The organism is Streptomyces sp. SID14515, from assembly GCF_010548505.1.
GTDB lineage: Bacteria > Actinomycetota > Actinomycetes > Streptomycetales > Streptomycetaceae > Streptomyces > Streptomyces caviscabies.
Genome location: NZ_JAAGMH010000078.1, coordinates 13,080 through 38,493, shown reverse-complemented (window position 1 = coordinate 38,493; position 25,414 = coordinate 13,080). Strand labels below are relative to the sequence as shown.

20 protein-coding genes are annotated in these 25,414 nt (G+C 72.4%); 6 read left to right on the top strand and 14 right to left on the bottom strand.

Annotated features, from left to right (window positions below):
* Positions 1–66 precede the first annotated feature (66 nt).
* From G3I54_RS15470 to G3I54_RS15445, 6 genes are all read right to left on the bottom strand, one after another.
* Positions 67–2,328, bottom strand: a complete 2,262-nt coding sequence (locus tag G3I54_RS15470; protein WP_203686377.1) for a M9 family metallopeptidase — start codon at positions 2,326–2,328, stop codon at positions 67–69.
* Positions 2,329–2,662: 334 nt separating this feature from the next.
* Positions 2,663–3,700, bottom strand: coding sequence for an ABC transporter ATP-binding protein (locus tag G3I54_RS15465; RefSeq protein WP_164615089.1), 1,038 nt, complete (start codon positions 3,698–3,700; stop codon positions 2,663–2,665).
* Positions 3,697–4,770 (bottom strand): ABC transporter ATP-binding protein, encoded by a 1,074-nt coding sequence (locus G3I54_RS15460; protein ID WP_164615088.1) that lies wholly within the window; start codon positions 4,768–4,770, stop codon positions 3,697–3,699. Before G3I54_RS15460 ends, G3I54_RS15465 begins: the two co-directional genes overlap by 4 nt.
* A gap of 1 nt (position 4,771) precedes the next feature.
* Entirely contained in the window at positions 4,772–5,758 is a 987-nt protein-coding gene (locus G3I54_RS15455; RefSeq protein WP_164615087.1) for an ABC transporter permease, read from the bottom strand.
* The gene (locus tag G3I54_RS15450; RefSeq protein WP_239144386.1) at positions 5,755–6,798 is read right to left on the bottom strand and encodes an ABC transporter permease; all 1,044 of its coding nucleotides are present in this window, start codon (positions 6,796–6,798) and stop codon (positions 5,755–5,757) included. The genes G3I54_RS15455 and G3I54_RS15450 overlap by 4 nt, the downstream gene beginning before the upstream one ends.
* Before the next feature lie 71 nt (positions 6,799–6,869).
* Complete coding sequence (locus tag G3I54_RS15445) at positions 6,870–8,615, bottom strand: ABC transporter substrate-binding protein (protein WP_164615086.1); 1,746 nt, start codon at positions 8,613–8,615, stop codon at positions 6,870–6,872.
* Positions 8,616–8,963: 348 nt separating this feature from the next.
* Between G3I54_RS15445 and G3I54_RS15440 the strand changes: the two genes are divergently transcribed.
* On the top strand, positions 8,964–9,674 hold the full coding sequence (locus G3I54_RS15440; protein ID WP_164615085.1) for a GntR family transcriptional regulator: 711 nt from the start codon (positions 8,964–8,966) through the stop codon (positions 9,672–9,674).
* Positions 9,675–9,865: 191 nt separating this feature from the next.
* Here G3I54_RS15440 and G3I54_RS15435 read toward each other — a convergent pair whose 3' ends face one another.
* Genes G3I54_RS15435 through G3I54_RS15405 form a run of 7 tightly spaced genes read right to left on the bottom strand, consistent with a single transcriptional unit; the run spans position 9,866 to position 16,689 of the window.
* Complete coding sequence (locus G3I54_RS15435) at positions 9,866–10,807, bottom strand: ornithine cyclodeaminase family protein (RefSeq protein ID WP_164615084.1); 942 nt, start codon at positions 10,805–10,807, stop codon at positions 9,866–9,868.
* The gene (locus G3I54_RS15430; protein ID WP_164615083.1) at positions 10,804–11,709 is read right to left on the bottom strand and encodes a proline racemase family protein; all 906 of its coding nucleotides are present in this window, start codon (positions 11,707–11,709) and stop codon (positions 10,804–10,806) included. Before G3I54_RS15430 ends, G3I54_RS15435 begins: the two co-directional genes overlap by 4 nt.
* A complete protein-coding gene (locus tag G3I54_RS15425; protein ID WP_164615081.1) occupies positions 11,706–12,707 on the bottom strand; it encodes a proline racemase family protein in 1,002 nt (333 codons plus the stop codon). Before G3I54_RS15425 ends, G3I54_RS15430 begins: the two co-directional genes overlap by 4 nt.
* 1 nt (position 12,708) lies before the next feature.
* On the bottom strand, positions 12,709–13,617 hold the full coding sequence (locus G3I54_RS15420; protein ID WP_164615079.1) for a dihydrodipicolinate synthase family protein: 909 nt from the start codon (positions 13,615–13,617) through the stop codon (positions 12,709–12,711).
* A 9-nt stretch (positions 13,618–13,626) separates the two neighbouring features.
* Positions 13,627–15,216, bottom strand: a complete 1,590-nt coding sequence (locus G3I54_RS15415) for an FAD-dependent oxidoreductase (protein WP_164615223.1) — start codon at positions 15,214–15,216, stop codon at positions 13,627–13,629.
* A 16-nt stretch (positions 15,217–15,232) separates the two neighbouring features.
* Positions 15,233–15,532: a (2Fe-2S)-binding protein gene (locus tag G3I54_RS15410; protein WP_343240339.1), complete on the bottom strand. Its 300-nt coding sequence runs from the start codon at positions 15,530–15,532 to the stop codon at positions 15,233–15,235.
* Complete coding sequence (locus G3I54_RS15405; RefSeq protein ID WP_164615077.1) at positions 15,529–16,689, bottom strand: FAD-dependent oxidoreductase; 1,161 nt, start codon at positions 16,687–16,689, stop codon at positions 15,529–15,531. The genes G3I54_RS15410 and G3I54_RS15405 overlap by 4 nt, the downstream gene beginning before the upstream one ends.
* Before the next feature lie 337 nt (positions 16,690–17,026).
* On the opposite strand from G3I54_RS15405, the gene G3I54_RS15400 reads away from it, so the two are divergent.
* A complete protein-coding gene (locus G3I54_RS15400; RefSeq protein WP_203686370.1) occupies positions 17,027–18,598 on the top strand; it encodes an aldehyde dehydrogenase (NADP(+)) in 1,572 nt (523 codons plus the stop codon).
* A 94-nt stretch (positions 18,599–18,692) separates the two neighbouring features.
* On the opposite strand, the gene G3I54_RS15395 is transcribed toward G3I54_RS15400, so the two are convergent.
* Entirely contained in the window at positions 18,693–19,508 is an 816-nt protein-coding gene (locus tag G3I54_RS15395) for a hypothetical protein (RefSeq protein WP_239144385.1), read from the bottom strand.
* Positions 19,509–19,696: 188 nt separating this feature from the next.
* Here G3I54_RS15395 and G3I54_RS15390 point away from each other — a divergent pair, with 188 nt between their 5' ends.
* The 4 genes from G3I54_RS15390 (at position 19,697) to G3I54_RS15375 (ending at position 25,402) form a co-directional block, all read left to right on the top strand.
* The gene (locus G3I54_RS15390; protein ID WP_164615071.1) at positions 19,697–20,875 is read left to right on the top strand and encodes a CapA family protein; all 1,179 of its coding nucleotides are present in this window, start codon (positions 19,697–19,699) and stop codon (positions 20,873–20,875) included.
* 208 nt (positions 20,876–21,083) lie between these two features.
* Positions 21,084–23,339, top strand: a complete 2,256-nt coding sequence (locus tag G3I54_RS15385; RefSeq protein WP_164615219.1) for a HAMP domain-containing protein — start codon at positions 21,084–21,086, stop codon at positions 23,337–23,339.
* A 6-nt stretch (positions 23,340–23,345) separates the two neighbouring features.
* Complete coding sequence (gene pgsB / locus G3I54_RS15380) at positions 23,346–24,923, top strand: poly-gamma-glutamate synthase PgsB (protein ID WP_164615069.1); 1,578 nt, start codon at positions 23,346–23,348, stop codon at positions 24,921–24,923.
* Entirely contained in the window at positions 24,920–25,402 is a 483-nt protein-coding gene (locus G3I54_RS15375; RefSeq protein ID WP_006128197.1) for a poly-gamma-glutamate biosynthesis protein PgsC/CapC, read from the top strand. Before pgsB ends, G3I54_RS15375 begins: the two co-directional genes overlap by 4 nt.
* The last annotated feature ends 12 nt before the right edge of the window (positions 25,403–25,414 follow it).

Sequence of the window (25,414 nt, the reverse complement as noted above, 5' to 3'; positions counted from 1 at the left end):
CTGACAGTGGGTCCGGGGCCGGGCGCGAGTGGCGCCCGGCCCCGGCCGGAGGGTGCGGCGGGCGGATCAGTAGCCGGTGGTGAGGGTGGCCCCGCCGAAGGTGCTCGCGGCGTGCAGGCTGATGTAGTTGGCGCCCGCGGGCGGGTCGGTGACGGTCAGGGTGTGGGCGTTGCCGGGGCCGGTGTCGCGGCTGGTGTGCGCGGTGGTGGTGGCCCAGCCGGTGCCGCTGTAGTAGAGGTCGGCGTCACCGGTGCCGCCGCTGACGGTGATCTTCAGCTGCGCGGTGCCGGCCGGTATGTACAGGTAGTGGTAGGCGTAGTCGCCGGTGGTGGCGGAGAGGTCGCTGCGGCGGCAGTTCTCGCCCAGGACGCGGGTGTCGGGGTCGGTGCACTCGGAGACGGGGGTGGTGGAGCCGTCGCCGCAGTCACCGGCCGCGCAGCCCGCCAGCCAGGTGCGGAAGTCGCTGTCGTAGCGGGTGCCGACGGTGCTGGTGAGGTGGGTCCGGGCGGCATCCCACTGTCCGGTGCGGTAGTGGCCGAGCACCGTGTCCATGTCGGCGGGGTGCTGCTCCAGCATGTAGCGCACGGCGAGGTAGCCCCAGCGGTACACCCGGGTGGTGTCGTGGCTGTAGTCGGTGCCGAACAGGGTGCTCAGGGCGTAGGTGCCCTTGCCCGCCTCGGTCATCGCCGCGGTGTAGGGCTCGCCCCGGTAGTGGTAGGAGATGTACTCCGCGAAGCCTTCGACCCACCAGACGGTCGGGGTGCTCATGCCCTCGGCGAAGTCGCCGTACATGGTGAATCGGCCGTCGAGGTAGTGGGTGTACTCGTGGTTGAGGTTCCAGATGTGGAAGTCCGGCCGCAGCCACTCCGCCTCGTAAGCGATGAAGCGGGGCTGATTGCCGACGACGGAGGGGTCGCCCTCCAGGTACATACCGCCGTTGTTGGTGTCGATGCCGTACATCGCGCCGGCGTACGTCTGGTAGTCGGCGCTGGAGTCGTAGGCGATCACCTCGATGGAGGTGTTGTTGTCGTCGGCGACCGGGCCGTCGTCCTTGGCGATCCGGTGGAAGTAGGCGTCCTGCTCGATGAGGCTGGTGCAGCTGGAGTCCAGCTCGGCGGACGTCATCTGCTGGGCGAGGATGCGGATGCCGGGGCTACAGGTGTGGCGGACCGGCAGGACCTCGCGCTTGAGGCGTTCCTGGAGGTCGCAGACACCGTAGTCGGAGCAGTTCGCCCGGTCGTAGTAGTCGGCCATCTCCGCTATGCCCACCCAGAGCGGGGCGGTGGGGCCGGTGATGGAGGTCTGCTGGAGCAGGGCGGTGGCCGGCGGGCGGACCTTGCCGCGCAGGCTCTCGTGCTGGAGGAAGCGGGCCAGCTCGCGTCCGGCGTTGGAGGTCAGATAGGCCTGGTCGCCGCCCAGCAGGTCGATGTGGTCGGCGGCGAAGCGGTACAGGGAGTCGATGAGGCCGGGGTCCGCCTCGACGGCGCTGACGAACGCGGGCACCTGGTGGCCCCGGAAGGTCACCGTGTACACGTTGTTGGCCGCGGCGAGCATCCGCGAGTAGGCGTTCCAGGAGGAGTCGTAGTCGGCCAGCATCCGCTTGACGACGTGGAGGTAGCGGGCGTTCTCCTGGGCGCTGTCGATCAGGATGACCGCCTCGGAGAGCGTCTCGCCGTTCTCGTCGGTGACATCGTGCGAGCGGGGGCTGGCGAAGAAGCTGTCGAGGCCCGAGCGGATGGCGGTCGTCAGGGCGCTGCCGTACGGTCCGACGACGTCCGGGTTGTACCACTGCACGTAGTACCCGGCGCGGAGGTAGAGGACGAGCTGCGGGGTGCCGGTGCTCGCGTCGCCCGGGTAGTAGGCGGCGTTGTCGCGCAGCGCGTGGGCCACGGTGACCATCTGGGCCTCGCGGAAGGCCAGTTGGGCGTTGCTTCCGGTCAGGCTGAACAGGGTGTTGACGCAGTCGGTGGTGGACCCCTTGATCTGCCGCACCAGTTCGCTTCCGGTGCGGCCGGTGAAGTCGGCCGGGTCGCACGCGGCGGCCGCCTTCGCCGAGGGCTTCTTGCCCGCGTCCTGCTTCCGCGGGACGTCGTGGTGGCCGTAGGCCTCCTTGAGGGCGGACTTGTCGGCGCTCAGCGGGGGGAGCTGGGACGCCTTCAACCGGCCCTTGGCCTGGTGGCCGGTGTCCGAGGTGGGGGACTGCCGCGCCTGCGGCGCCGGGTCGGCCGACCCGGCGGGGCGGGACGGTTGCGACGCGTTCGATGCCGTGGCGGCCGAAGGGGAGTTCGGCTGCGCCTGGGCCGGCTGCGCGAGCAGCGCGACGCTCATCGCCCCGGCGAGAGCCAGGGGCAGAACGGCACCCACACCTCGGCGGACGAGTGTGGTTCTCACGTTGTTTCCTCCCATGAGGGATCGGAGGCACGCACCTGCGTGACCGATGGGATGTCCGGGGCGTGGGCCGGGGGGTGTTGTCGTGCCGTGCCGTGCCGTGCTGTCGGCCGGACGGGATGGGGCCGATGTCCGGAGTTGACATGCCCACGACCTGTGCCATGTACCATTGCACAGGTCACACTTCATAAGGAAGGCATCGGACCGAATCCGATGCGGCTTCCCGGTGAACGCTGCCCGGCGGGCCGGGGCACCCCGGCCCGCCGGGAGCCGCTCAGCCCGTTTCGGGGAAGTGGCAGGCGGCCGTGCGCGCGCCGGAGCCGACGACCCGGAGCAGCGGCCGATCGGTGCGGCAGAGCGCCTGCGCCTTGGGGCAGCGCGGATGGAAGCCGCAGCCGCTGGGCGGCGCGGCGGGGCTCGGCGGGTCGCCGAGCAGCAGGATCCGCTCCCGGCGCCGCTCCGCCGCCGGGTCGGGCAGCGGGACCGCCGAGAGCAGCGCGCGGGTATAGGGGTGCGCTGGACTGTCGTACAGCTCGTGCTTGTCGCCGATCTCGACGATGCGGCCCAGATACATCACCGCCACCCGGTCGCACACCCGCTTCACGACGGACAGATCGTGGGCGATGAAGAGGAACGACAGCCCCAGCTCCTCGCCCAGACGCTCCATCAGATTGACGACTTGGGCCTGGACGGACACGTCGAGCGCGGAGACCGGCTCGTCGGCGACGATCAGGCGGGGGCCGGTCGCCAGGGCCCGGGCGATGCCGATGCGCTGGGCCTGACCGCCGGAGAACTGGTACGGGTGCCGGTCCAGGTGCTCGGCGCCCAGGCCCACCAGGTCGAGCAGTTCGGCGGCCCGCTCCCGGGCCGCACCGACCGTGGCGCCCTGCACCAGCAGGGGTTCGGCGATGATGCGGGCGACGGTCTGCCGCGGGTTCAGGGAGGCGTGCGGATCCTGGAAGATGATCTGGAGGCGCCGCCGGACGGGCCGCAGCTCGCGCGGGGAGAGATGGGTGATGTCGCGGCCCTCGAACTCGACGGTCCCCGCGGTGGGTTCCAGCAGCCGGACCAGCATCCGGCCCGTGGTGGACTTACCGCAGCCGGACTCCCCGACCAGCCCGAGGGTCTCCCCCGCCGCGAGCTCCAGATCGACACCGTCCACCGCCCGGACCGGCGCGGCGGCGCGCCCCAGGACGCGGCGGCCGGGGAACGCCTTCACCAGACCGCGTACGGACAGCAGGGGTTCCTCTGCCCCGTCGACCTCGGCCGAACGTGCCTGCGAGCGCGGAGAGTTGGTGTACGTGAGTTTCATCGGGCCTCCTCGGCCGGTACGGGCGCCCCGCCGACCGGACCGGGGTGCGGGGTAGCCGGGGTGGGCGGCAGGGGCAGATGGCAGGCGACCAGCCGGCCGCCGCCGGGTGCGTTCCGAGGTCGGGGGCTCTCCCCGGCGCAGCGGGCCCGCTCCGGAGCGGTGGCGGCGGCCGCCCGGGGGCAGCGCGGCGCGAAGGGGCAGCCGGCCCGTGGCTCGGCCGGGGACGGCGGGGAGCCGGGAATGGCGCGCAGCGGGGCGTCGTCCGGGTCGTCCAGGCGGGGCAGCGAGTCCAGGAGGCCCCGGGTGTAGGGGTGCGCGGGGCTGTGGAACAGGTCGTCCACCGGGGCCTGTTCGGCGCCGCGCCCGCCGTACATCACGAGCACCTCGTGGGCGACGCGGGCCACCACGCCCAGGTCGTGGGTGATCATCAGCACGCCCAGTCCGCGTTCCTGCTGGAGCCGGGCGATCAGTTCGAGGATCTGCGCCTGGACGGTGACGTCGAGCGCGGTGGTCGGTTCGTCGGCGACGAGCAGTTCGGGTTCGCAGGACAGGGCCATGGCGATCATGGCGCGCTGGCGCATGCCGCCGGAGAACTGGTGCGCGTACTCCCCCGCCCGGCGGGCCGGTTCGGGGATGCCGACCTCGCCGAGCATGTCCACGGCCCGTCTGCGGGCGACGCGCCGGCCGCTGCCGAAGTGGTGGCGGTGGGCCTCCGCGATCTGTTCGCCGACCGTGTACGCGGGGTGCAGCGCGGACAGCGGGTCCTGGAAGACCATGGCCATCCGGCGTCCGCGCAGCCGGCCGAACCGGCGGTCGGTCAGGCCGATGAGTTCCTGTCCGGCGAGGGTGATCGATCCACTGACCCGGGCCCGGCGGTGCAGGCCCATCACGGCGAGGGAGGTGACCGACTTGCCGGAGCCGGACTCGCCGACCAGACCCAGGGTGCGGCCGGCCGGCACGGTGAAGGAGACCCCGTCGACCGCCTGGACGATTCCGGCGGGGGTGTCGAAGGCGACCCGCAGGTCGTGGACGCGCAGCAGGGGCTGGTCCGGTTCGGTGGTGGGCGGCACGTCAGCTCCTCACCCTCGGATCGACGACGGCGTACAGGAGGTCGATGACGACGTTGGCCGCCACGATGAAGAAGGCCGCGAGCAGGGTCACGCCGAGCACGACGGGCTGGTCGGAGCGTTGCAGGGCGTCGTAGAAGAGCCGGCCGACGCCGGGGATGCCGAAGATGGACTCGGTGATGACCGCTCCGGCGAGCAGGGCGCCGAGGTCCATGCCGAAGAGCGTGAGCACCGGCATCATCGCGGAGCGCAGTCCGTGTTTGACCACGACGGTCCGGGCGGGCAGGCCCTTGGCGCGGGCGGTCCTGATGTAGGGCTGCGCCATCGTCTCGATCATCGAACTGCGGCTCTGCCGGGCGTACATCGCCGCGTAGAGCAAGGCCAGGGCGATCCACGGCAACAGCAGATTGGCCGCCCAGGCCAGGGGGTCGTCGGTGAGCGGGACGTAGGCGGGGTAGGGCAGCAGCCCGGTCAGCCGGACCAGGCCGTAGAGCAGCATCACCGCGGTGAAGTAGACGGGCAGCGACGCCGTGGCCACCGCGCCGACCATCAGGGTGCGGTCGAGGAGGCCGCCCTTGCGCAGGGCGGCGGTCACCCCGGCGCTCAGCCCGAGCACCAGCCACAGGCAGGCCGCGCCGAAGGCCAGCGACACGGAGACGGGCAGCCGGTCCATCAGCAGGTCCCAGACCGGCAGGGCGTTCTCGTAGGAGTAGCCGAGGCAGGGGAAGCCGCACTGCAACGCGTGCGGGCCGCCGCCCAGTTCGCGGCCGGTGAAGATCCCGGCGAGGTAGTCGCCGAACCGCCGCCACACGGGCTGGTCGAGGCCCATGAAGTGGCGTACCTCCGCGAGCCGTTCGGGGCTGCACGTCTTGCCGCAGGCCGCCGCGGCCGGGTCGGCGGGCAGCAGGTAGAAGATGACGAAGGTGACGGCGCAGATGGCGAGCAGGACGCCGGTCACACCGAGGATCCTGCGGACCAGGTAGGCGATCACGGGCGTCCTCCCTGGGGGTCGAGGATGTCGCGCAGCGCGTCGCCGAGGACGGTGAAGGCGAGGACGGCGACGAAGAGGAAGACGCTGGGGACGATGAAGTACATGGGGTCCGTCTCGTAGTACGCGACGGCCTCGGCGATCATCTGGCCCCAGGAGGGGGTGGGCGGGCGCACGCCCACCCCGAGGAAGCTGAGCGCCGCCTCGGTGCTGATCATTCCGGGGATCAGCAGCGTGGTGTACGCGATGACGGGCCCGGAGATGTTGGGCAGCACCTGCCGGGTGAGGATGCGCCAGGGCCCGCTGCCGCAGGCGCGCGCGGCCTCGACGTATTCGCGGTGGCGCAGCGAGAGGGCCTCGGCGCGCACCACGCGGGCGATGCCGGGCCAGCCGAAGACGCCGATGACCACGGTCATCAGCACGACCCGGTTGACGTCCTGGGCCACCGACATCATCGCGATCATGAAGATGAGCGAGGGGAAGGACATGGTGAGGTCCATCAGCCGGCTCAGTACGGTGTCGACGCGGCCGCCGAAGTAGCCGGCCGCGATACCGGCGGCGGTGCCGGTGACGACGACGATCGCGGTGGCGGCGAAGGCGATCAGCAGCGACACCTGGGCGCCGTGGACGACGCGGGCGAACAGGTCGCGGCCGGTGACCGGTTCGACGCCGAGCCAGTGTTCGGCGCTGATGCCGCCGAGGGCGCCGTGGGGCAGGCCGCCGAGGTACGGGTCGATGGCGTCGGCGTCGAAGGCGGTGGGCGACCAGCCGCCCAGCCTGCTGAGCAGGGGCGCGGTGTGGGCGACCAGGATGAGCAGGGCGGCGGCGAGCAGGGCGGTCCGGCTGCCCCGGTCGCCCCACAGGCGGCGCCAGGTGGTCCGCCAGAGGGCGTCGGGCGGGGCCGGTGAGCCGGGCCCGCCGGCTGCCGGGGCTGCGGTCGGTCCGGCGGGCAGTTCGGCGCCCGGTCCCGTGGGCGGTCCGGCGGTCGGTCCGGTGGGCGGTCCGGCGGTCGGTCCGGCGGTGGGCTTGATGACGGGAGTCATGGCGATGCGTCCTCGTTCCTTCAGTCCTACAGTCCTTCAGTCCTTCAGTCCCTTCGGTCCCTTCGGTCCGTTCAGCCCTTGCTCCGGGACGGGTCCTTCAGGCCGATCACCGCGAAGTCGAACTGGCCGGTCCAGGACGGATGTCCGAAGGCCCCGGCGATGTTGTCGCCGACGAGCAGCGGCTTGCGCTCCCAGAGCAGCGGGATGGCCGGGGACGAGCGCTGGATCTCCTGGTCGAGCGCGGTCCACGCCGCGTTGGCGGCGGTCGCGTCGGGCATCGCGGCGATCTCGTCCATGCGCTTCTCCACGGCCTTGTCGCGGAACTGGGAGACGTTGCCCTGGTTGCCCTTGGGCTTGATGGTGCGGCCGTCGAAGACGAAGGGCAGGAAGGTGGCGGCGGACGGGTAGTCCGGGCACCAGCCGCTGATGGCCATGTCGGGGGCGCCCGCGGTGTCGCCGATGGTGTCGTAGTAGACCGAGGGGTCGACGGTCTCGATCCGCAGCCGTATGCCGACCCGGGCCAGGCTCTGCTGGAGCGCCTCGGCGCGGGTCTTGTCGCCGGTGGACACGGTGATCGTCGTGTCGAAGCCGTCAGCCTTGCCCGCCTCGGCGAGCAGCTTCTCGGCCTTCTCCACATCGCCGGTGGCCGGTCCGTCGTGGACCGGGTCGGCGGGCCGGCCGCCCGTCAGCGACGGGGGCAGATAGCCGGTGGCGACGTCGTTGAGGGCCGGTCCGCCGTTGGCGGTCACCTGGGCCTCCTTGTCGACGGCGTACTGCATCGCCCGACGGAGCTTCGGGTCGTCGAAGGGCGCCCGGGAGGTGTTCAGCGCGAGCATGTCGGTGCAGCCGGTGCGCTCGGCGGAGAGCCGCTGCCGGATGCCGGGCTTCGGCAGGACCTTGGCGACGCTGGAGGGCTGGAGGTCGGACCACTCGACCGCCGAGGCGTCGGCGCCCGCGCTCTCGATGATCCGGTCGTCGATCTGGCCGCCCTTGAGGCCCTGGATCACCACGACGCGGTCGGGGTACGCCTTGCGCACCGGGTCCGTCGCCGCGTCCCAGTGGGGGTTGCGGACCAGCACCAGCTGCTTGCCGCGTGCGTAGCTCTCGATGCGGTACGGCCCGGAGGAGAAGGGCCGCAGGTCGTACTGGACGCCCTTCTCCCGTGACTCGGGCACAGGAGAGAAGGTGGGCAGCGTGACCGTGTAGGAGAACTCGGCGACGGGCCTGCGCAGCGAGAAGACGATGGTCCGGTCGTCGGGCGTGCGGATCGAGTCGAGGTGCTTGCCGTCCAGCGGACCGGCGTACCCCTCGGTGCCGGCCAAATAGCGCTGGGCGTAGTCGGGGCCACCCGCGAGGTCCGGGGCGAAGGAGCGCTCGACGTTGTACTTGATGTCGCGGGCGCGGATCGGGGTGCCGTCCTCGTAGACGAGTCCGGGTTTCAGAGTGAAGGTCCAGGTGCGGCCGCCGTCGGAGGATCTGCCGAGGTCGGTCGCGAGGTCGGGGACGATCTCGCTGCCCTGCTTCCCGGGTGCGGCCCGGAAGGTGGTCAGGGTGCGGTAGATCAGCCGGGTGCCGAAGTCCATGGTCGGCATGACCCAGTTGCGGGCCGGGTCCAGGTGGGCGAAGTCCTGGTTGGACAGCACGGTCAGGGTGCCGCCCCGCTTCGGGGTGCCGCCGATGACGGTGCCGGTGGCGACACCGGGCTGGCGCCCGTCCGGGCCGCGGTCGCCACCTCCCTGTGCGGTGCAGGCGCCCAGCAGGGCCAGGGCTAGCGAGGTGCTCAGGGTCACGGACAGCGTGCGGGTGCGACGGGACATGGGTGCACTCCTCGTACGGGAAGGGGACGCGGCGAAGCGGAACGGAACAGGCCGGAACGGGCCGGAGGGAGAGGGAGGAAGAGGGCCGGGCCGTTCGCCTGGACCCGGCGGCGATCCGGGCGGCCGAGCGGCCACCCGTGTCCATATCGTGTGACCCATAACATAGTAATGTGAAATTGCACAGCCAAGATGTACGTCGCCCCGTTACCGAAACGTGTCCCCTCGGGTCCGGGTCGGGGCCCGGATCGCCCGCCGACCTCCGCGCCCCTCGACCACCCTCCGGAGGGTGCCGCGCCGCCGCGCAACGTGACATTGTATAGTGCGGTGACAAATCGTGAAGGGGAACGCATGAGTGAGCTGAAGTCCCGCAAACTCATCTCGGTGCAGGAGCATCTGCGCGACCAGGTGGCCAACGCGCTGCGGGCCGCGCTGATAGCGGGCGAGCTTCAGCCCGGCGTGATCTACTCCGCGCCCACCCTCGCCGCCGAGTACGGCGTCTCGGCGACGCCCGTGCGCGAGGCCATGCTCGACCTGGCCCGCGAGGGCCTGGTCGAGGCGGTGCGCAACAAGGGCTTCCGAGTCACCGAACTCTCCGAGCGCGACCTCGACGAGTACACCGAGATCCGCGCGCTCATCGAGATCCCCACCATCGGCCGCGTGACCCGCACCGCCTCCCGCGAGCAGTTGGAGGCGCTGCGCCCGGTGGCCGAGGAGATCGTGACCGCCGCGCAGGGCGGCGACCTGATCGCCTATCTGGAGTCCGACCGCCGCTTCCATCTCGAACTGCTCGCCCTCGCCGGGAACGCCCGCCTCGTCGAGACCGTGGCCGACCTGCGCAAGCGCTCCCGGCTCTACGGACTCACCGACCTGTCCGAGGAAGGGTCGTTGGTGGGTTCGGCGCGGGAGCACACCGCGCTCCTGGACATCATGATCTCGGGGGACGCGGAGGCGGCCGAGGAGCACATGCGCGGCCATCTCGCGCATGTGCGGACCCTGTGGGCGGCCCGGAAGCGGGAGGCCGAACGCGCCGCACCGACCCGCAAACTCGGCGCGCGCTGAGGCGTAAGCCCGGTGGGGCGGAGCGCGTTGACATCGCTGACGCGTAAGTCCGTTAGGGGCGTGGCGCTTTGACGTCGCTGGTACGGAAGTCCGTTGGGGATAGGGCGCTTTGACGTCGCTGGTACGGAAGTACCTTGGGTGCAACGCACGTTGACGGCGAAGTCCGGGAGCTCCGCGCGCGAGCGCCCGCCTCAGCCGCGCTCGCCCGCTGCCGCCTCCTTCCGCCGGTAGGCCGCGGCCGCGACCACCAGGTCCTGCCAGCCCATCCCGCACGTCTTCACGACCAGCGGGCGGTCGGCCGGGCCGGTGGCCCGTGCGTCGGGCAGGTCCGCCAGGGTGACCAGGTCGTCCGGAGCGAGCGTGCCCTCGCGGATCGCCATGACGACGTCGCCCGCCTCACGGAGGGCGGTCGCGCGGCTCTCCACCAGGACGGTGGCGCGCCCCATCAGCACGCTGTCGAGCTCCCGTACGTCCGGTTCGTGTGAGCCGACCGCCAGCACCACCGCGTCGTCGCGCACCAGTCGCCCGTCGACCACCGGTGCGCGCGCGGACGTCGCGGTGACGACGACCTCCGCGCGCCGCACCAGGGCCGCCACTCCCCCGTCGTCCGCCGCCAGGTGCCGGTCCGCCCAGTGGGGAACGGGTCCTCCGCGCCGGGTGACGACCGCGACATCGGCCACCGGCACATGGGCCCGTACGGCGGCGACATGCCCCTCCCCCTGGGGGCCCGCGCCATGGACCACCAGACGCAGCCCACCGCACCCGGCCGCGAGCGCGCGCAGCCGCTCCAGGCCCGCCGCGACCGAGACGGCGGGGGTGCGCAGGGTCGTCAGAGCCACCCCGTCCAGCAGGGCCACCGGCGTCAGGGTCGCGCTGTCGTGCAGCAGATACGTGGCGTTGATCCGCCGCAGCCCGCGCGCGGCGTTGCCGGGCGCGACGGTGGCGACCTTCACTCCGTACCAGCCGCCGTGCTCGGACGGCATCAGCAGCCCCTGACCGTGCGCCAGCGGCACCACCGCCCGCGGTACGTCACCGTCCGGTTCGAGCCCTCCGGCCAGCGCCTCCCGGACCGCGGCGACGGCGGCCACCGGACCGAGCGCGGACACGTCCGCCGCGTCGAGCGTCACCGTCATCGCAGCACGAACCCGGGTACGAGGGCGTCGTCGGGATCGACGGTGAAGCGGCCGGTTCCGGTGGCGTACGCGGTGCCCGTCACGGCCGGGACGACCGCGGGGCGGCCGTGGACCGTGGTCGGCCGCTCGATCCGGGCGCGGAAGACGGAGCTCACCACCGACTCGTGCCGCAGTTCGCCGCCGAGGCGCAGCTCCCCGGCGTCGGCGAGGAGCGCCACCCGGGCCGCGGTGCCCGAGCCGCACGGCGAGCGGTCGACCTGGCCGTCCGCGAAGACCGTCACGTTGCAGTGGTGCAACCGTCTGGTGCCGTCCGGGAGTTCGACCGGGGCGGCGGCCTCCTCGGTGAAGACCGTCCCGTAGACGCCGGACAGCCGGGCGTCGTCCGGGTGTTCGGCGGCCCGGACGGCGTTCAGCGCGTCGCGGATCTCGCGGCCGGCCGCGATGAGCGCGGTGACGTCCTCCGGCCGGACCCGCAGGCCGAGGCCGAGCCGGTCCACCGGAAGCACGGCGTACATGGCGCCGCCGAAGGCGATGTCGACGGTGAGGGCCCCGCACGAGGTCGCCACCGCGACGCCGCGCGCGTGGACATGGCCGGGGACGTTGTCGGCGTGGCCGCGCGGTTCGCCGCACAGCAGGGCCCGGGTCCACTGCGCGCCCGCGTCGGCGATGGCGATGGCGATGGCGATGGCGACCGTACGCCGCTCGGCGACGGTGAGCCCGGGCCCGGTGACGGCCGGCGGGGGCTCGGGCACGATCCGGAACGGTTCGCCCCCGGTGTCCCAGTCGGCGGTCCGGATCGGTGTGGTGTACGGACGTGCCGTCCCGGTCGGGCCGGAGACAGGGTCGGCGGCGGGGCCGGTGGAAGGGCCGGTGGAACGGGCGGCGGCAGGGTCGGCCGTCATACGGTGAAACCCGTCGGGTAGGGGTCCGTGGGGTCGAGCAGATACTGCGCGGTTCCGGTGATCCAGGCGCGGCCGGTGACCGAGGGCAGTACGGCGGGCCGGTCGCCGACCGTGGTCTCCGACAGGATCCGGCCGGTGAAGCGGGAGCCGATGAAGGACTCGTTGACGAAGTCCTGCCCGGCCTTCAGCAGTCCCCGCACGTGCAGTTGGGCCATCCGTGCGCTGGTTCCCGTACCGCAGGGCGAGCGGTCGAACCATCCGGGGTGGATCGCCATGGCGTGCCGCGAGTGCTCGGCCGTCGAGCCGGGGGCCTCCAGATAGACGTGGTGGCAGACGTCGATCGCGGGGTTCTCCGGATGGACCACCGGGTTCTGTTCGTTGATCGCCTTCATGACGGCCAGGCCCGCGTCGAGCAGCCGCCCCTTCTCCGACCGGTCGAAGGGGATGCCGAGGTCCTCGGTGCGCACGATCGCGTAGAAGTTGCCGCCGTACGCCATGTCGTAGCGGACCGGGCCGAAGCCCGCCACCTCGACGACCTGGTCCAGCGCGTGGCTGTAGGAGGCGACGTTCTCCAGGGTGACGGACTCCGCGCGGCCGTCGCGCACGGCGACCCGCGCGGTGACGAGACCGGCGGGGGTGTCGAGGCGGATGAGGGTCTCCGGCTCGACCGCCTCGACCATGCCCGTCTCCACGAGGACCGTCGCCACGCCGATGGTTCCGTGGCCGCACATGGGCAGGCAGCCGGAGACCTCGATGAACAGCACGCCGAAGTCGGCGTCCGGCCGGGTCGGGGGCTGGAGGATGGCTCCGGACATGGACGCGTGGCCGCGCGGCTCGCACATCAACAGGGTGCGCAGTCCGTCCCGTTCGGCCATGAACCGCTGCCGCCGCTCCGCCATGGTCGCGCCCGGCAGGACGCCCACCCCGCCGGTGATCACCCTCGTCGGCATGCCCTCGGTGTGCGAATCGACCGCGTGGTAACAGACCTTCGAGCGCACGTCAGTTCATCCCCGCGTCGATGAGCGCCTGGGTGGCGGAGCGGACGACGGCCTCGGTCTCCGGGTCCAGGGCCTGCCGGGGCGGGCGGCAGACGCCGCCGGTCCGGCCGATCATGTCCTGGCCGAGCTTGATCGCCTGGACGAACTCGGTCCTGCTGTCCCAGCGCAGTACGGAGTGGAGCCGGCGGTAGAGCGGCAGCGCGGTGTCGAGATCGCCCGCCAGCGAGGCGTTGTAGAGGTCGAGGCAGGCGCGCGGGAAGACCTGCGGATAGCCGGCGACCCAGCCCTTGGCGCCGGCGACGGCGACCTCCAGGAGGGTGTCGTCGGTGCCGATGATCAGGTCGAGGCCGGGGGCCAGTTCATTGATGGCGTAGCACCTGCGGACGTCGCCGGAGAACTCCTTCACGCCCACGATGAAGCCCTCGGCGTGCAGTTTGGCCAGCAGCTCCGGGCGCAGGTCGACCTTGGTGTCGATGGGGTTGTTGTAGGCGGTGACGGGAAGTCCGGCGGAGGCCACCATCGCGTAGTGCTCCAGGACGGCGCGGTCGTCGGCCCGGTAGGCGTTGGGCGGCAGGCACATGACGGCCTGGCAGCCGGCGTCCTTGGCGAACAGCGCGTGCCGCCGCGCCTCGATCGCGCCGTACGCTCCGACGCCCGGCATCACGGTGAAGCCCTCGGGGGCGTTCGCGACGGCGGTCTCCACGACGCGGTCGCGTTCCTCGTACGTCAGGGTCTGGTACTCGCCCAGCGAGCCGTTCGGGGCGACGCCGTGCAGGCCCTGTTCGGCGAGCCAGGCGACGTTGTCGCCGTAGGCGCCGTGGTCGACGGCCAGGTCCCGGTCGAAGGGGAGGCTCGTCGCGACGATGACGCCGTGCCAGGGCATACGGGTGCGGGTGGAGGTGCGGTCCATGGGAACTCCTCAGGTGGGATCGGAGGCGGGATCGGCGCTGGGATCGGAGGTGAACTCGCCGGCATCGGCAAGCGCACCGAGGGTGACGGGGGTCGCGATCAGCCGTTCGGCGGGGGCGTACGGCTCGTCGCGGGCCACGAGGCAGTGCACGGCGGGCCCGCACATCCGGCCCTGGCACCAGCCCATGCCGGCCCGGGTCAGCTGTTTGACCTGCCGGTGGTCGGCTGCCGCGTCGTCGGCGCGGGCGGACCGGACCGTCCCCGCGGTGACCTCCTCGCACCGGCAGACCTGGGTGTCGTCGGTCAGCCAGGCGGGCCAGGCCGGTGGCAGGGGGTGGGCCTGTGCCATCGCCCGGGCGAAGGCGCGGTGCCGGGTCACCGCCCGGCGCTCCGCGGCGAGCCGCCGGGCGTTCGGCAGGCCCGGCGCGGCGAGGTCGGCGAGGACCGAGACGGCGGCGACGCGGCCCTCGCTCACCGCGAGCGCGGCCCCGCCCACACCGCAGGTCTCGCCCGCCGTGTACAGCCCGGGCACCGTGGTGCGCTGTCCGTCGTCGACGGCTGCGGCCATGGTGCCGTCGCCCGCGTCGGCGAGGTCGCAGCCGAGCGGGAGCAGGAGGTCGAGCTGGGGGACGAAGCCCCAGCCGACGCCCACGGTGTCGGCCTCGATCCGGCGCTCCGTGCCCGGGAGCGGGCGCCCGTCGGCGGCCAGGGAGGCGATGCGCACGACGGCGACCCGCCCCGCTCCGCCTTGGGCCTCTCCGCCTTCGGTCTCTTCGCTTTGGGTCTCTCCTCCTTGGGGCTCTTCGCCTTGGGGCTCTTCGCCTTGGGTCTCTCCTCCTTCAGCGCCGACGATCGCGGTACGGGTGCGGACCGGGACCCGGTGCCGGGCGAGGGTGCCGGCGTATCGGGCGGCCTCGGCCCACTTGGCGGGGTTGCGCAGCAGTGCCGAGGGGTGGCGCAGCCAGGCCGAAGGCGCGGCCGCCTCGCACACGGCGACGACCTTCGCCCCGCGTGCGGCGAGGGCGGCGGCGACCGGCAGCAGGAAGGGACCCGTGCCGCCGAGGACCACCCGGCGGCCTGCCACCACTCCCCCGCCCTTGAGCAGCGACTGGAGCCCACCGGCGGTGAGCACACCGGGCAGGTCCCAGCCGGGGAAGGGGAGTTGGCGGTCGTAGGCGCCGGTCGCCACCAGCAGGGCCGAGGCGCGCAGGACGACGGGCCGCTCCTCGGGCGCCCGGCTCCGGTCCACCGCGTGGACGGTGAATCCGTCGTGCTCGCGCTCGCGAGCCGTGGTCCACACATGGTGGTTGAGCAGCAGCGTGAGCCGGCCGGTGTGCTCGTGGGCGGCCAGGGTGGCGCACAACTCCCGGTAGGCGCCCAGGCCGTGGTGGAGGTCCGCGGTCGGAACGGCCCCCTGCACCTGGGGCGGTGGGTGGCGCCAGAACTGGCCGCCCAAAGCGACGCCCGAGTCGACGAGGACGACCCGCAGCCCGCCGTCCAGGGCGGTGGCTGCGGCGGCCAGACCGGCCGGGCCGGCGCCCACCACCACGAGGTCACGGGGCTCATTCGTCGTCACGAGGCCATGGGGCCCGCTCGTCATCACGGGGTCCCGGGGCTCACTCATCGTCGGCCTCTCCGGTCGTGACGGCCATGCCCGCCCGAGCCTGGACCAGACAGGCGCGCTGCCCGCCCGTGCCGTCGACGGACACCAGGCAGTCGAAACAGACGCCGATCCCGCAGAAGATCCCCCGGGGCCGCTGCCCGCCCCGGGTGGTCCGCCAGGCCACCCGGCCCGAGGCGACGAGCGCGGCGGCCAAGGTCTGTCCGGGGATGAACGGCAACGGCTCGCCGTCCACGGTGAACACGGTCGCTGCGATCTCTGCGATCTCTGCGGTCTCTGCGGTCTCTGCGGTCACTTCGGCACACCTCCGGTGGTGAGGAATCGGTCGGGCAGCAGGCCGGTGTGGGCGGCCGGATCGGCGCCGCGCCAGGGCTTGCCGAGCAGATGGGCGGTGACCAGGGCGCCGGTCGCGGGGGCGAGGCCGATGCCGGCGCCCTCGTGTCCGCACGCGTGGACGACGCCGGGAACGCGGGGGTCCGGGCCGACGACCGGCAGATGGTCGGGGCAGTACGGCCGGAAGCCCCGGTAGGCGCGGATCAGGTGGACGCCGCGCAGGAACGGGAAGATGCGGCACGCCTGCGCGGCGAGCGCGGCCACCACGGCCGGGTTCATCGCGGTGTCGAAGCCGACCCGTTCACGGCTGGCGCCGATCAGGACGGTGCCCGCGCGGGTGCCCTCGACGACGCACGAGGTCTCCAGGCCCTCGTCGCTGGAGGCGACATTGGCGACGTAGTCGGCGGAGTAGACCTTGCGCCGGATCATCGGCGGCAGCGGCTCGGTGACGAGGACGAAGCCCCGGCGCGGCAGGATCTCGACGGGTGCGCCGAGCCGGCGGCCGACCTCGCCGCCCCAGGTGCCGGCGGCGTTGACCACGGCGTCGGCGGGCAGCACCGTGCCGTCGGCGGTACGCACTCCGACGATCCGGCCGTCGGCCGCGGTGACCGCGGCGGCGGCCTCGCCGGTGTACGTACGGGCTCCGCGGCGCACGGCGGCGCGCAGCAGACCGGCCGCCGCGAGAACGGGCTGCACCTGGGCGTCCTGCGGGTAGTGGACGCCGCCGGGCAGGCCGGGCGCGATATGCGGTTCGAGGTCGCCGAGGCGCTCGACCGGTTCGGTGCGGACGCCGGCCGCCGCCTGGCCCGCGGCGAACGCGTGCAGGGCGGTGAGGGCTTCGGGTGTGCTCGCGACGACCAGGCCGCCCTTGGTCTCGAACTCGACGGTCTCCGGGCCGAGTTCCTCGACGGCCTCGTCCCACAGACCACGGCTGAGCCGGGCCAGCTCCAGTTCGGGCCCCGGCTCCTTGTCGGAGAGGAGGATGTTGCCCTCCCCCCGGCTGGTCGTGCCCGCGCCGACGGGGCCCCGGTCGAGAACCGTGACGTCGAGGCCGGCCGCGACGGCATGGAACGCGCATGCGGCGCCCACGATGCCCGCGCCGACGACTACGACTTTCATGGCCACCCCTTAGTGCCGTTTCACACGGCCACAGCGCCTTCATGCCCTCACGTGTGTTCGCGGCACCGCTAGTGCAATGTCACATGCCATTGCTTAGGCTATACATCCGGACGACCCCAGGACAACGCCGCCGCCCCGGTGACTTTCGCCCGGGCACCCGACGACGGCGCGCCACGCACAGGCGCGCACAGGGAGACGCATCGCCGTGAACCCGACCGAACACCCGCACCGGGCCGAACACTTCACCGGAGCGGAGCACTCGCCCGCGACCGGGAACGCGCTCCCGGCCGGGCACGCACCCCGGACCGAGCACGCACCCCCGACCGGACACTCGCCCCTGACCGGACATTCGCTCCTGACCGGGCATTCGCTCCTGGCCGGCCGCGAGGTCCCCGGCACCGGGGAGGCCTGGCACGCGGTCGCCGCCGCGACCGGCGAACCGTTCGGCCCTCCGCTCCGGGACGCCTCGACGGAGCAGGTCGCCGAGGCGGCCCGGCTCGCCGCCGCGGACGCCCGCGCCTTCCGCACCCTGCCAGCCGAGCGACGGGCCGCCTTCCTCGACGCCTGCGCCGCGGAGATCGAGGCGCTCGGCGACGCCCTGCTGGAGCTCGCGGCCCGGGAGACCGGGCTCACGACGGCCCGGCTGACCGGTGAACGGGCCCGTACTTGCGGCCAGTTGCGCCTCTTCGCCGACCTGGTCAGGAGCGGGACGGCGCTCGACGCCCGGATCGACTCCGGGCCCTCGGGCACGGACGTACGGCTGCGGCGCATCCCGCTCGGCCCGGTGGCCGTGTTCGGTGCGAGCAACTTCCCGCTGGCGTTCTCGGTCGCGGGCGGCGACACCGCGTCGGCGCTGGCCGCCGGCTGCCCCGTGGTGGTCAAGGCGCACCCGGCGCACCCGGGGACCGGCGAGGCGGTGGCCCGCGCGGTCACGGCCGCCGCGCGGACCGGCATGCCGGCCGGGGTGTTCTCGCTGCTGGTGGGGCGGGGCCACGACATCGGCCTCGCCCTGGTCGGCGATCCGCGGATCACCGCCGTGGGATTCACCGGCTCCCGGGCCGGCGGGCTGGCGCTGGTCGCCGCCGGCCGCTCACGTCCGGCGCCCATCCCGGTCCACGCCGAGATGTCCGCGGTCAACCCCGTGATCATGCTCGACGGAGCGCTCGCCGAACCGGAGCCTGCGGCCGGGGCGTACGTGGCGTCGCTGACGGCCGGCGCGGGGCAGTTCTGCACGAACCCCGGCCTTCTGCTGCTGCCGGCCGGCCCGGCGGGCGACGCCTTCCTCTCGGCCGTGGCCCGGACCCTGAAGGGCACGGAGGGGCAGGTCATGCTCACCCCGGACATCGCCCGGGCGTACACCGAGGGCGTACGGCGGTGGGAGAACATCCCAGGTGTACGGGAGGTGGCCCGAGGCACGGCCGGTCCCGGCCCGTACGCACCGCCGCCCGCGGTCCTGACGTGCGACGCGGCCACGTACACCGCGCACGAGGAGCTCGCCGGTGAGGTCTTCGGGGCCGCCGGGCTCGTCGTGCGCTGGTCGGACGCCGAAGAACTCCTGCGCCTCCTGGAGGAGTTGGAGGGACAGCTGACGGCGACCCTGCACGGCACGGGCGCCGACCGGGCGGCGGCCCTGGAGCTGCTGCCGGTACTGGAGGAGCGGGCGGGCCGGGTCCTGTGGGGCGGCTGGCCGACCGGCGTGGAGGTCTGCCACGCGATGGTGCACGGCGGCCCGTGGCCCGCGACCAGCTCCCCCGGAACGACGAGCGTCGGCACCCTCGCCGTCGAGCGCTGGCTGCGCCCGGTCTGCTACCAGTCCTTGCCCGACGCGCTCCTGCCCTCCGAACTCCGCGACGACAACCCGCTGCGGGTTCCCCGCCGGAGCGGGTCCGATCTCACGCCGGGGGCGTGAACTCCGGGGCGCCCGCTCCGAACACTCGCGCCGGACCAGGGACTCTCGTCAAACTGCCGTCGTCGCGCGGCAGGCGGCGGTTTGACGACAGGCCCTAGCCGGCATTCCACCCCGCGACCAGCCCGGCGAGGGCGTCGACGGCCTCCTCGGTGTCGCGCCCGTCGTCCGCGCGGGCGTGCCGGGCCAGCTCGACATGGACGAAGCCGGCGTGTTCGCGATCCGCCGAGCGGCCCTGGACGTTGGCCCGGCCCTCCAGCGGGCAGCGCGCCGCCCAGGCCCGGCAGACCCGCAGCCCCTTGTCGTCCATGCGGTCGGCCATGGCCACCACCTCGGCGGGCGCCGTCTCGACGGCGCCGGTGGAGACGACGGCGTCGTAGGGGCGGTCGGCGGAGTCGGCGAATCCGTGCAGCTGGACGCCGGGCACGCCACGCTTCTGCAGCTCCACGACGATCGCGTGGAAGGCACTGTCCTCGCGGTGGGCGACATCGGCCGCGTCACTCTCGCCGGCCCGGCGGTGGGCACCCGCGAGAACGAGAGCGCCGCCGGGGTTCTGTTCCAGGAGCCGGACGCCGAGGACCTCGGTGTCGCGGTCGGAGACGGGGTGCGGGACCTGGGCGTTCCAGCGGACTGTGGAGTCGGCGTTCAGATACAGCCGGCCCCAACGGGCGCTCCGGCCCGGCCCGGTGGCGGCGATCTCGTCGTAACGGCGGCCCGAGTCGGTGTCGGTGAGCCGGGTGAGGCCGAGACCGAGCGGGGCGAGCTGCCGCTCCGCCTCCTGGGCGTCACCCGACAGCAGACTCCCGACCGCCTTCGCCAGCCGTACGCGCTGCGCCTTGTCCGGCGGACTGTACGGAGCATCCGCGCGGAGCTTCGCCGTGTATCCGAGGACGCGGCTGCGCAGGTCGACCAATTCCCGGGCGCGCGGAACCGAATCCTCCGGGGTCGGGGACGTATCGGCCTGGCAACCGGCCAGAACCAGGAGCAAACCTAGTGCGATGAAAATGCGCAGCAAATGTGACCATCCCGTGATGACAATCCGAAGGTCGGTCATGAGGGTCATGTAAGTATGACTCAGTGACAATCCGTAATTCTCTCGGTATGGGTCGTTCGCTGGCTCTCCTGGCGATAGCCGTCGGCCTGACCGCATCGTGCGGCACCGAGCCGGCGCAGCCCCAGGCCAAGGCCGGCGGGCGCAGCTTCAGCGTGGCCGCGGCCGGCGACGTCCTCATCCATCCCGAGCTGGTCGAACAGGCCGCCAAGGATGCCGAGGAGACCGGGCGCGGAGAGGCCGGACTGGACTTCGGACCGCTGCTCGCCGGGGTGAAGCCCGTGATCAGCAAGGCCGACCTCGCGATCTGTCACATGGAGACGCCCGTCGGGAAGCCCGAGGGGCCGTTCCAGGGTTACCCGGAGTTCCTGGTTCCGCCGCAGATCCTGACCGGCCTGAAGGACGTCGGGTACGACACCTGCTCGACGGCCTCCAATCACACCTTCGACCATGGGCTGAAAGCCGTGCGGCGCACGCTGGACGCCATGGACAAGGTGGGCCTCGGGCACAGCGGGTCGGCGCGGACGCCGAAGGAAGCGGAGCAGATCAACATCCTGGACGTCAACGGCGTCAAGGTGGCCCACCTCTCGTACTCCTGGGAGTCCTTCCTCAACCCCACGCCCAAGAAGCAGAGCTGGGCCTTCAAGCGTTCCAGCACGGACGAGATCAAGAAGGCCGAGAAGCAGGCCCGCACCCAGGGCGCCGAAGTGGTGCTGCTCTCGCTGCACTGGGGCCTGGAGCACTACAACGAGCCGAGCGTCCCGCAGTTGGACATGGCCCAGCGGATCACCGAGGAGACCGGCATAGACCTGGTGATCGGCCATCACGCCCATGTGGTGCAGCCGATCCAGAAGGTCAACGGCACCTGGGTCGCGTACGGCCTCGGCAACCAGGTGGCCCGGCACTCCTCGCCGACCGGTCTCACCGAGGAGGGGGCCATCGGCTGGTTCGAGTTCCGCGAGACCGCCGACGGCTGGGACGTCTCCGCCCGTTACCGCACCACGCAGATGGACATCCCGCCCGAGGTCGAGCCCGGGGAGAAGGCTCCCGAGGGCGCGGTGGAGAACCTCCGTCTGGTCGATGTGCAGCAGGCGCTGGACAGCCCCGAAGGGCTGTCCGCCGACCGGATCGCCCGCTACCGGCTGGCCGAGGACCGCACGCGCGGCTTCCTCTACAACCGTGGAGCGCCGGGCGGTGACGGCCTGAAGCGGCTGTCGCTGGACAAGTGATCAGGCCCACATATTTCCGCACGCTGACAGACGCAACCTATTAGGCGCTTATCCGTCTTTTATGTGACAGCGTCTCGCAGCCATGCGACAGCGGTGCTTCCTCCGGGCACTGAGCACCCGCAGCGACCAAGGAAGAAAACCGGTGACATCGACTCCTGCCGCGCCCCTCGTGCCGAAAGGCCGGCGGCGCAGCCGCAGACGTGCGGACATGCCGCTGCTGGGTGGCATCCGGCCGCCGATCGCGTTGCTGTGCGTGCTGATCCTCGCTCTCGCCGGCCTCACGGCCAAGGTGCTGGGGCCGGGTTCGGAACCGGTGGTGCCCAAGGCGGTGCTCTCCTCGCAGCAGTACTTCGCCCAGGACGGCGCCATCGCCCTGCGCGCCTCGATCGACGAGCGGGTCACGGACCTCGAACGCACCGCCACCGCGCTGAAAGCGGGCAGTACGGCGGACCCCGAGCGCGTGCTGTCGGACCTGAGCAAGGCGTACCAGAAGTGGACCGGCACCACGGTGCTGGACCTGGGCACCGGCAAGGTGCTCGCCGCCCGCGGGGAGCGCATCCCGCTCGCCTGGGTGGACAAGGACGTCCTCACCGGCGACAAGGCCCTCACCCCGCGCATGGTGCGGCTGGAGACCGGTGACGTACGGCTGATGACGATGGCCGTGCTGGAGGGGAAGGAGGGGGCGCAGCAGCTGCTGGTCGCCTCCAACAGCCTCTCCGTGCCCCCGATCAACCTGGGCCCGTTCCGCAGCATGGCCGTCGTCGCGCGGGGCGGCGAGATCCTCGCCACCGCCGGCTTCGAGCAGTCCGAGGCGCTCAACTCGGACGCGGAACGCAAGGAACTCACCTTCCTGCAGAAGCAGATGACCCGGCTGTCCGACCAGGCGGCCGAGGAGACCGAGCAGAACCCGGTCAGCGCCCGGGAGCCCGGCTCCCGCGGCTACCCCGGGGTCAGCGGCACCCTGCTGGGCGGGGCGTACAACGGCCGTGTCGCCACCATGGGGTACGCCTCCCTCGCCGCCTCCGACCCGGAGGACGGGGAGAGCGTCGCCGCCGGCCTCGGCCTCACGGTCGTCGCCATGCTTCCCGTGGTCCAGCAGCAGACCCTCGCCGAGGACAACCGGCAGCTCTTCGGTCTGCTCGCGGCGGGCGGCCTGGTCCTGCTCGGACTGCTCTCGGTCGCCGTGCTGTGGATGACCGTGCAGCGTCCGCTGCTCGGCCTGTTCCTGGAGTCCCGCCGGCTCGCCCGCGGCGATCTGATCCGCCCGGTCACGGTGCCCCGCTGGGGCGAGGCCGCCCGGATCGGCGCCGCGCTGGAGCGTATCCGCGGTCAGCTCGGCGGCGCGGACGCCCAGGACGGCGCCGCCGGTACCCGGCCGCCCGGCAGATTCCGGGGCGGTGCGCGAGGACCGCTGGTGCTGACGGCGATCCTCCTGCTGCTGTGGTGCGTTCCCGTCGGGCTCCTGCTCAACCGCACGGACGGGACCGTCAGCATCCCCGCCGTCATGGTCAACGACCAGCGTGACCGCACCGACCTGGTCGCCGACCGGGCCCGCCGGGCGCTCAACGAGGCCCAGGCCGACCTCGTGTCCACCTCGCGTCTGCTCGACACCGACGACCCCGCCGCGACCGAGACCCTGCTGAAGGGCGCCCTGCGGGAGCACTCCCGCTATCAGGCGCTGTACGTCGTCGGCAAGGACGGCGCCGTCGTCGCCCGGGCCGGCGGCGACCCCCACCCGTGGACCGCGGAGAAGGACTCCTCGCTGGTCCGCGTCTCCGGCCAGGGCGAGAAGAAGCCCGTCGTCCAGGCCGGGGCGCCCGTGCCGGAGCACAAGGGCATGACCCTCGTCGGCGAGGTGCGGGTGGAGTTCCTCAACTCGCTCCTGAAGCGGCCCGGCCTCGGCGAGGTCCGGATCGTGAACACCGAAGCGCGGACGCTCGCCGCCAGCGACGGCTTCCGCGCCTTCGAGGGGCTGCCGAACGACGTGCTGCCCGACCTGGTGCGCGCCGCCAATGTGCGGGTGGGCGCCGGGCCGTTGGAGAACGGGCTGCTCATCCGGGACGGTGGCGCGGTCACCGTGGCCGCCGCCGCGCCGTTCACCGGCGGCGGTGTCGCATCCGACCTCGGCTGGACCGTCGTCAGCTGGCAGAACGCCGCCCGGTTCGAGATCACCGCCTACGAGCGCGAGGACCGCAGCGTGCTCGCCAGTCTGCTGGGCCTCGCCCTGATCGTGGTCTGCCTGGGCTGGATCCACCTCGTCGTCGTACGGCCCCTGCGGGCCCTCGCGGCCGGCGCCGAGAAGCTCGCCGACGGAGACCTCAAGACCGTGCACTATCCCCGCTACCAGGACGAGGTCGGTGCTGTCGTCCGGAGCCTCGAACTGATCCGCCAGCAGTTGCAGGCCCGCCGGCAGACCCAGGCGCGTCGGCCCGCCGAGCCCCGGCCCGGCGCCGGAGGAAGGTGACCAAGCGTGCTCTATCTCTACTTCGTCCTGTTGACCGGCAGTCTGTTCCTGCTCGTCGCGGGCATCGTGGAGCAGCGCCGGCACTACGCCGCGCTGCACACGATCCCCTCGCGGGTGCTCGTCAACGGCATCCGCGGCAAGTCTTCCATCACCCGGCTCTGCGCGGGTGCGCTGCGGGGCGGTGACCTGATCACCGTCGCCAAGACGACCGGCACGGCCGCCCGCTTCATCCACCCGGACGCCACCGAGGAGCCGGTCTACCGGAAGTTCGGCATCGCCAACGTGGTGGAGCAGATCGGCATCGTCCGCCGGGCCGCCACCTACCGGCCCGACGCGCTCGTCATCGAGTGCATGGCCGTGATGCCGGCCCTCCAGGAGGTCAACCAGAGCAAGCTGATCCGCTCGACGATCGGCGTGCTGTGCAACGTACGCGAGGACCACCTCGCGGAGATGGGCCCCACCCTCGACGACGTGGCCCGCTCGCTGTGCCGCTCGATGCCCGAGGACGGGATCTGCGTCACCGCCGAGAAGGAACGTTTCCACATCCTCCAGGAGGAGGCGGACGCCCGGAACTGCCAACTGGTGTACGCCGATCCGGAGACCGTCAGCGACGAGGAGCTGCGCGGCTTCAGCTGGTTCACCTTCAAGGAGAACGTGGCGATCGCCCTGGTCGTCGCCGATCTCCTGGGCGTGGAGCGCGAGGTCGCCCTCCAGGGCATGTACGACGCCCCGCCGGACCCGGGTGTGCTCTCCGTGGAGCGCTATGTGGCCCCCGACGGCAACCGGCTCGCCTTCGCCAACGTCTTCGCGGCCAACGACCCCGAGTCGACGCTGATGAACATCAACCAGCTGCTCGACCTCGGCGCCATCCGCCGCCCGCTGAACGTGGTGATCAACTGCCGCCCCGACCGCGTGGAGCGCAACGGGCAGATGGGCGAGATCATCCCCGACCTCCAGCCCGACAACGTCTTCGTCATCGGGCACCCGGCCAAGAGCGCCATCGACGCCATCCCCGCCGACTGGCAGGACCGGGCGGTCGACCTGGGCGGTGAGAAGCGGGCCGCCGAGGAGTTCATGCCGGCGATGCTCGGCCGGATGTCCGACGGCGCGTCGCTGGTGGCCATCGGCAACATCCACGGCCAGGGCGAGGAGCTGCTGGAGTACCTCGCCGAACTCCCCGCCGACGAGAGCGAGGTGGACGAGGAGGCACCGGGCCCCGTCGCCGCGACCCCGGCGCAGGCGCCCCGCCTGGACCCGTTCGCCTCGTACCACCCGGCGTACGAGGAGCGCTACCAGGCCTCGCAGACCCAGGAGATCCCGGTGGTCCGCATCCCGGCCCAGCCGTCGGACTCCTACCGGCGGCAGCCCGAGCACCACGAGCAGTACGCACAGCGGGGGCCGTACGCCCAGCAGGAGCAGTACGCGCAGCAGGAGCCGTACGCCCAGCAGGGCCAGGGGCAGGACCGGAGCCAGGACCGACCCTTCGAGTTCTTCGGCGGCGCGCGGCAGCAGCCGTACGAACCCGCCCAGCAGACCTGGCCGCCCCACGACGAGCCGCACGACGACGCCCGGAGATCCCGTTGACCACCGCCGCACTGACCCCTGAGATGGCCGCCCTGGGTATCGCGATAGGGCTGTTCTTCTCGCTGTTGTGCTATCTCACGACCAACCTCTCGCCCGGCGGCATGATCACTCCGGGCTGGCTCGCCCTGACGCTGATCGAGGACGTCCAGCGCGCGGCCATGGTGCTGGGCGTCACCGCCCTCACCTACGCCGGCACCAAGGTCATGCAGCGGCTGGTGATCCTCTACGGCAAGCGGCTGTTCGCGTCGGTGGTGCTGCTCGGCGTGCTGCTCCAGAGCACGGTGATGATCCTGCTCTCGCTGGAGTTCCCGCTGCTCTACGGCAACCAGACGCTCGGCTTCATCGTGCCGGGCCTGATCGCCTACCAGCTGGTGCGCCAGCCCAAGGGCCCCACCCTGCTGGCCACCGGCACGGTCTCGCTCATGGCCTACATCGTCGTCGCCGCCGGGCTGCTGCTCGGCATCATGCCCGCTGTCTGACAGCCCGCCCAC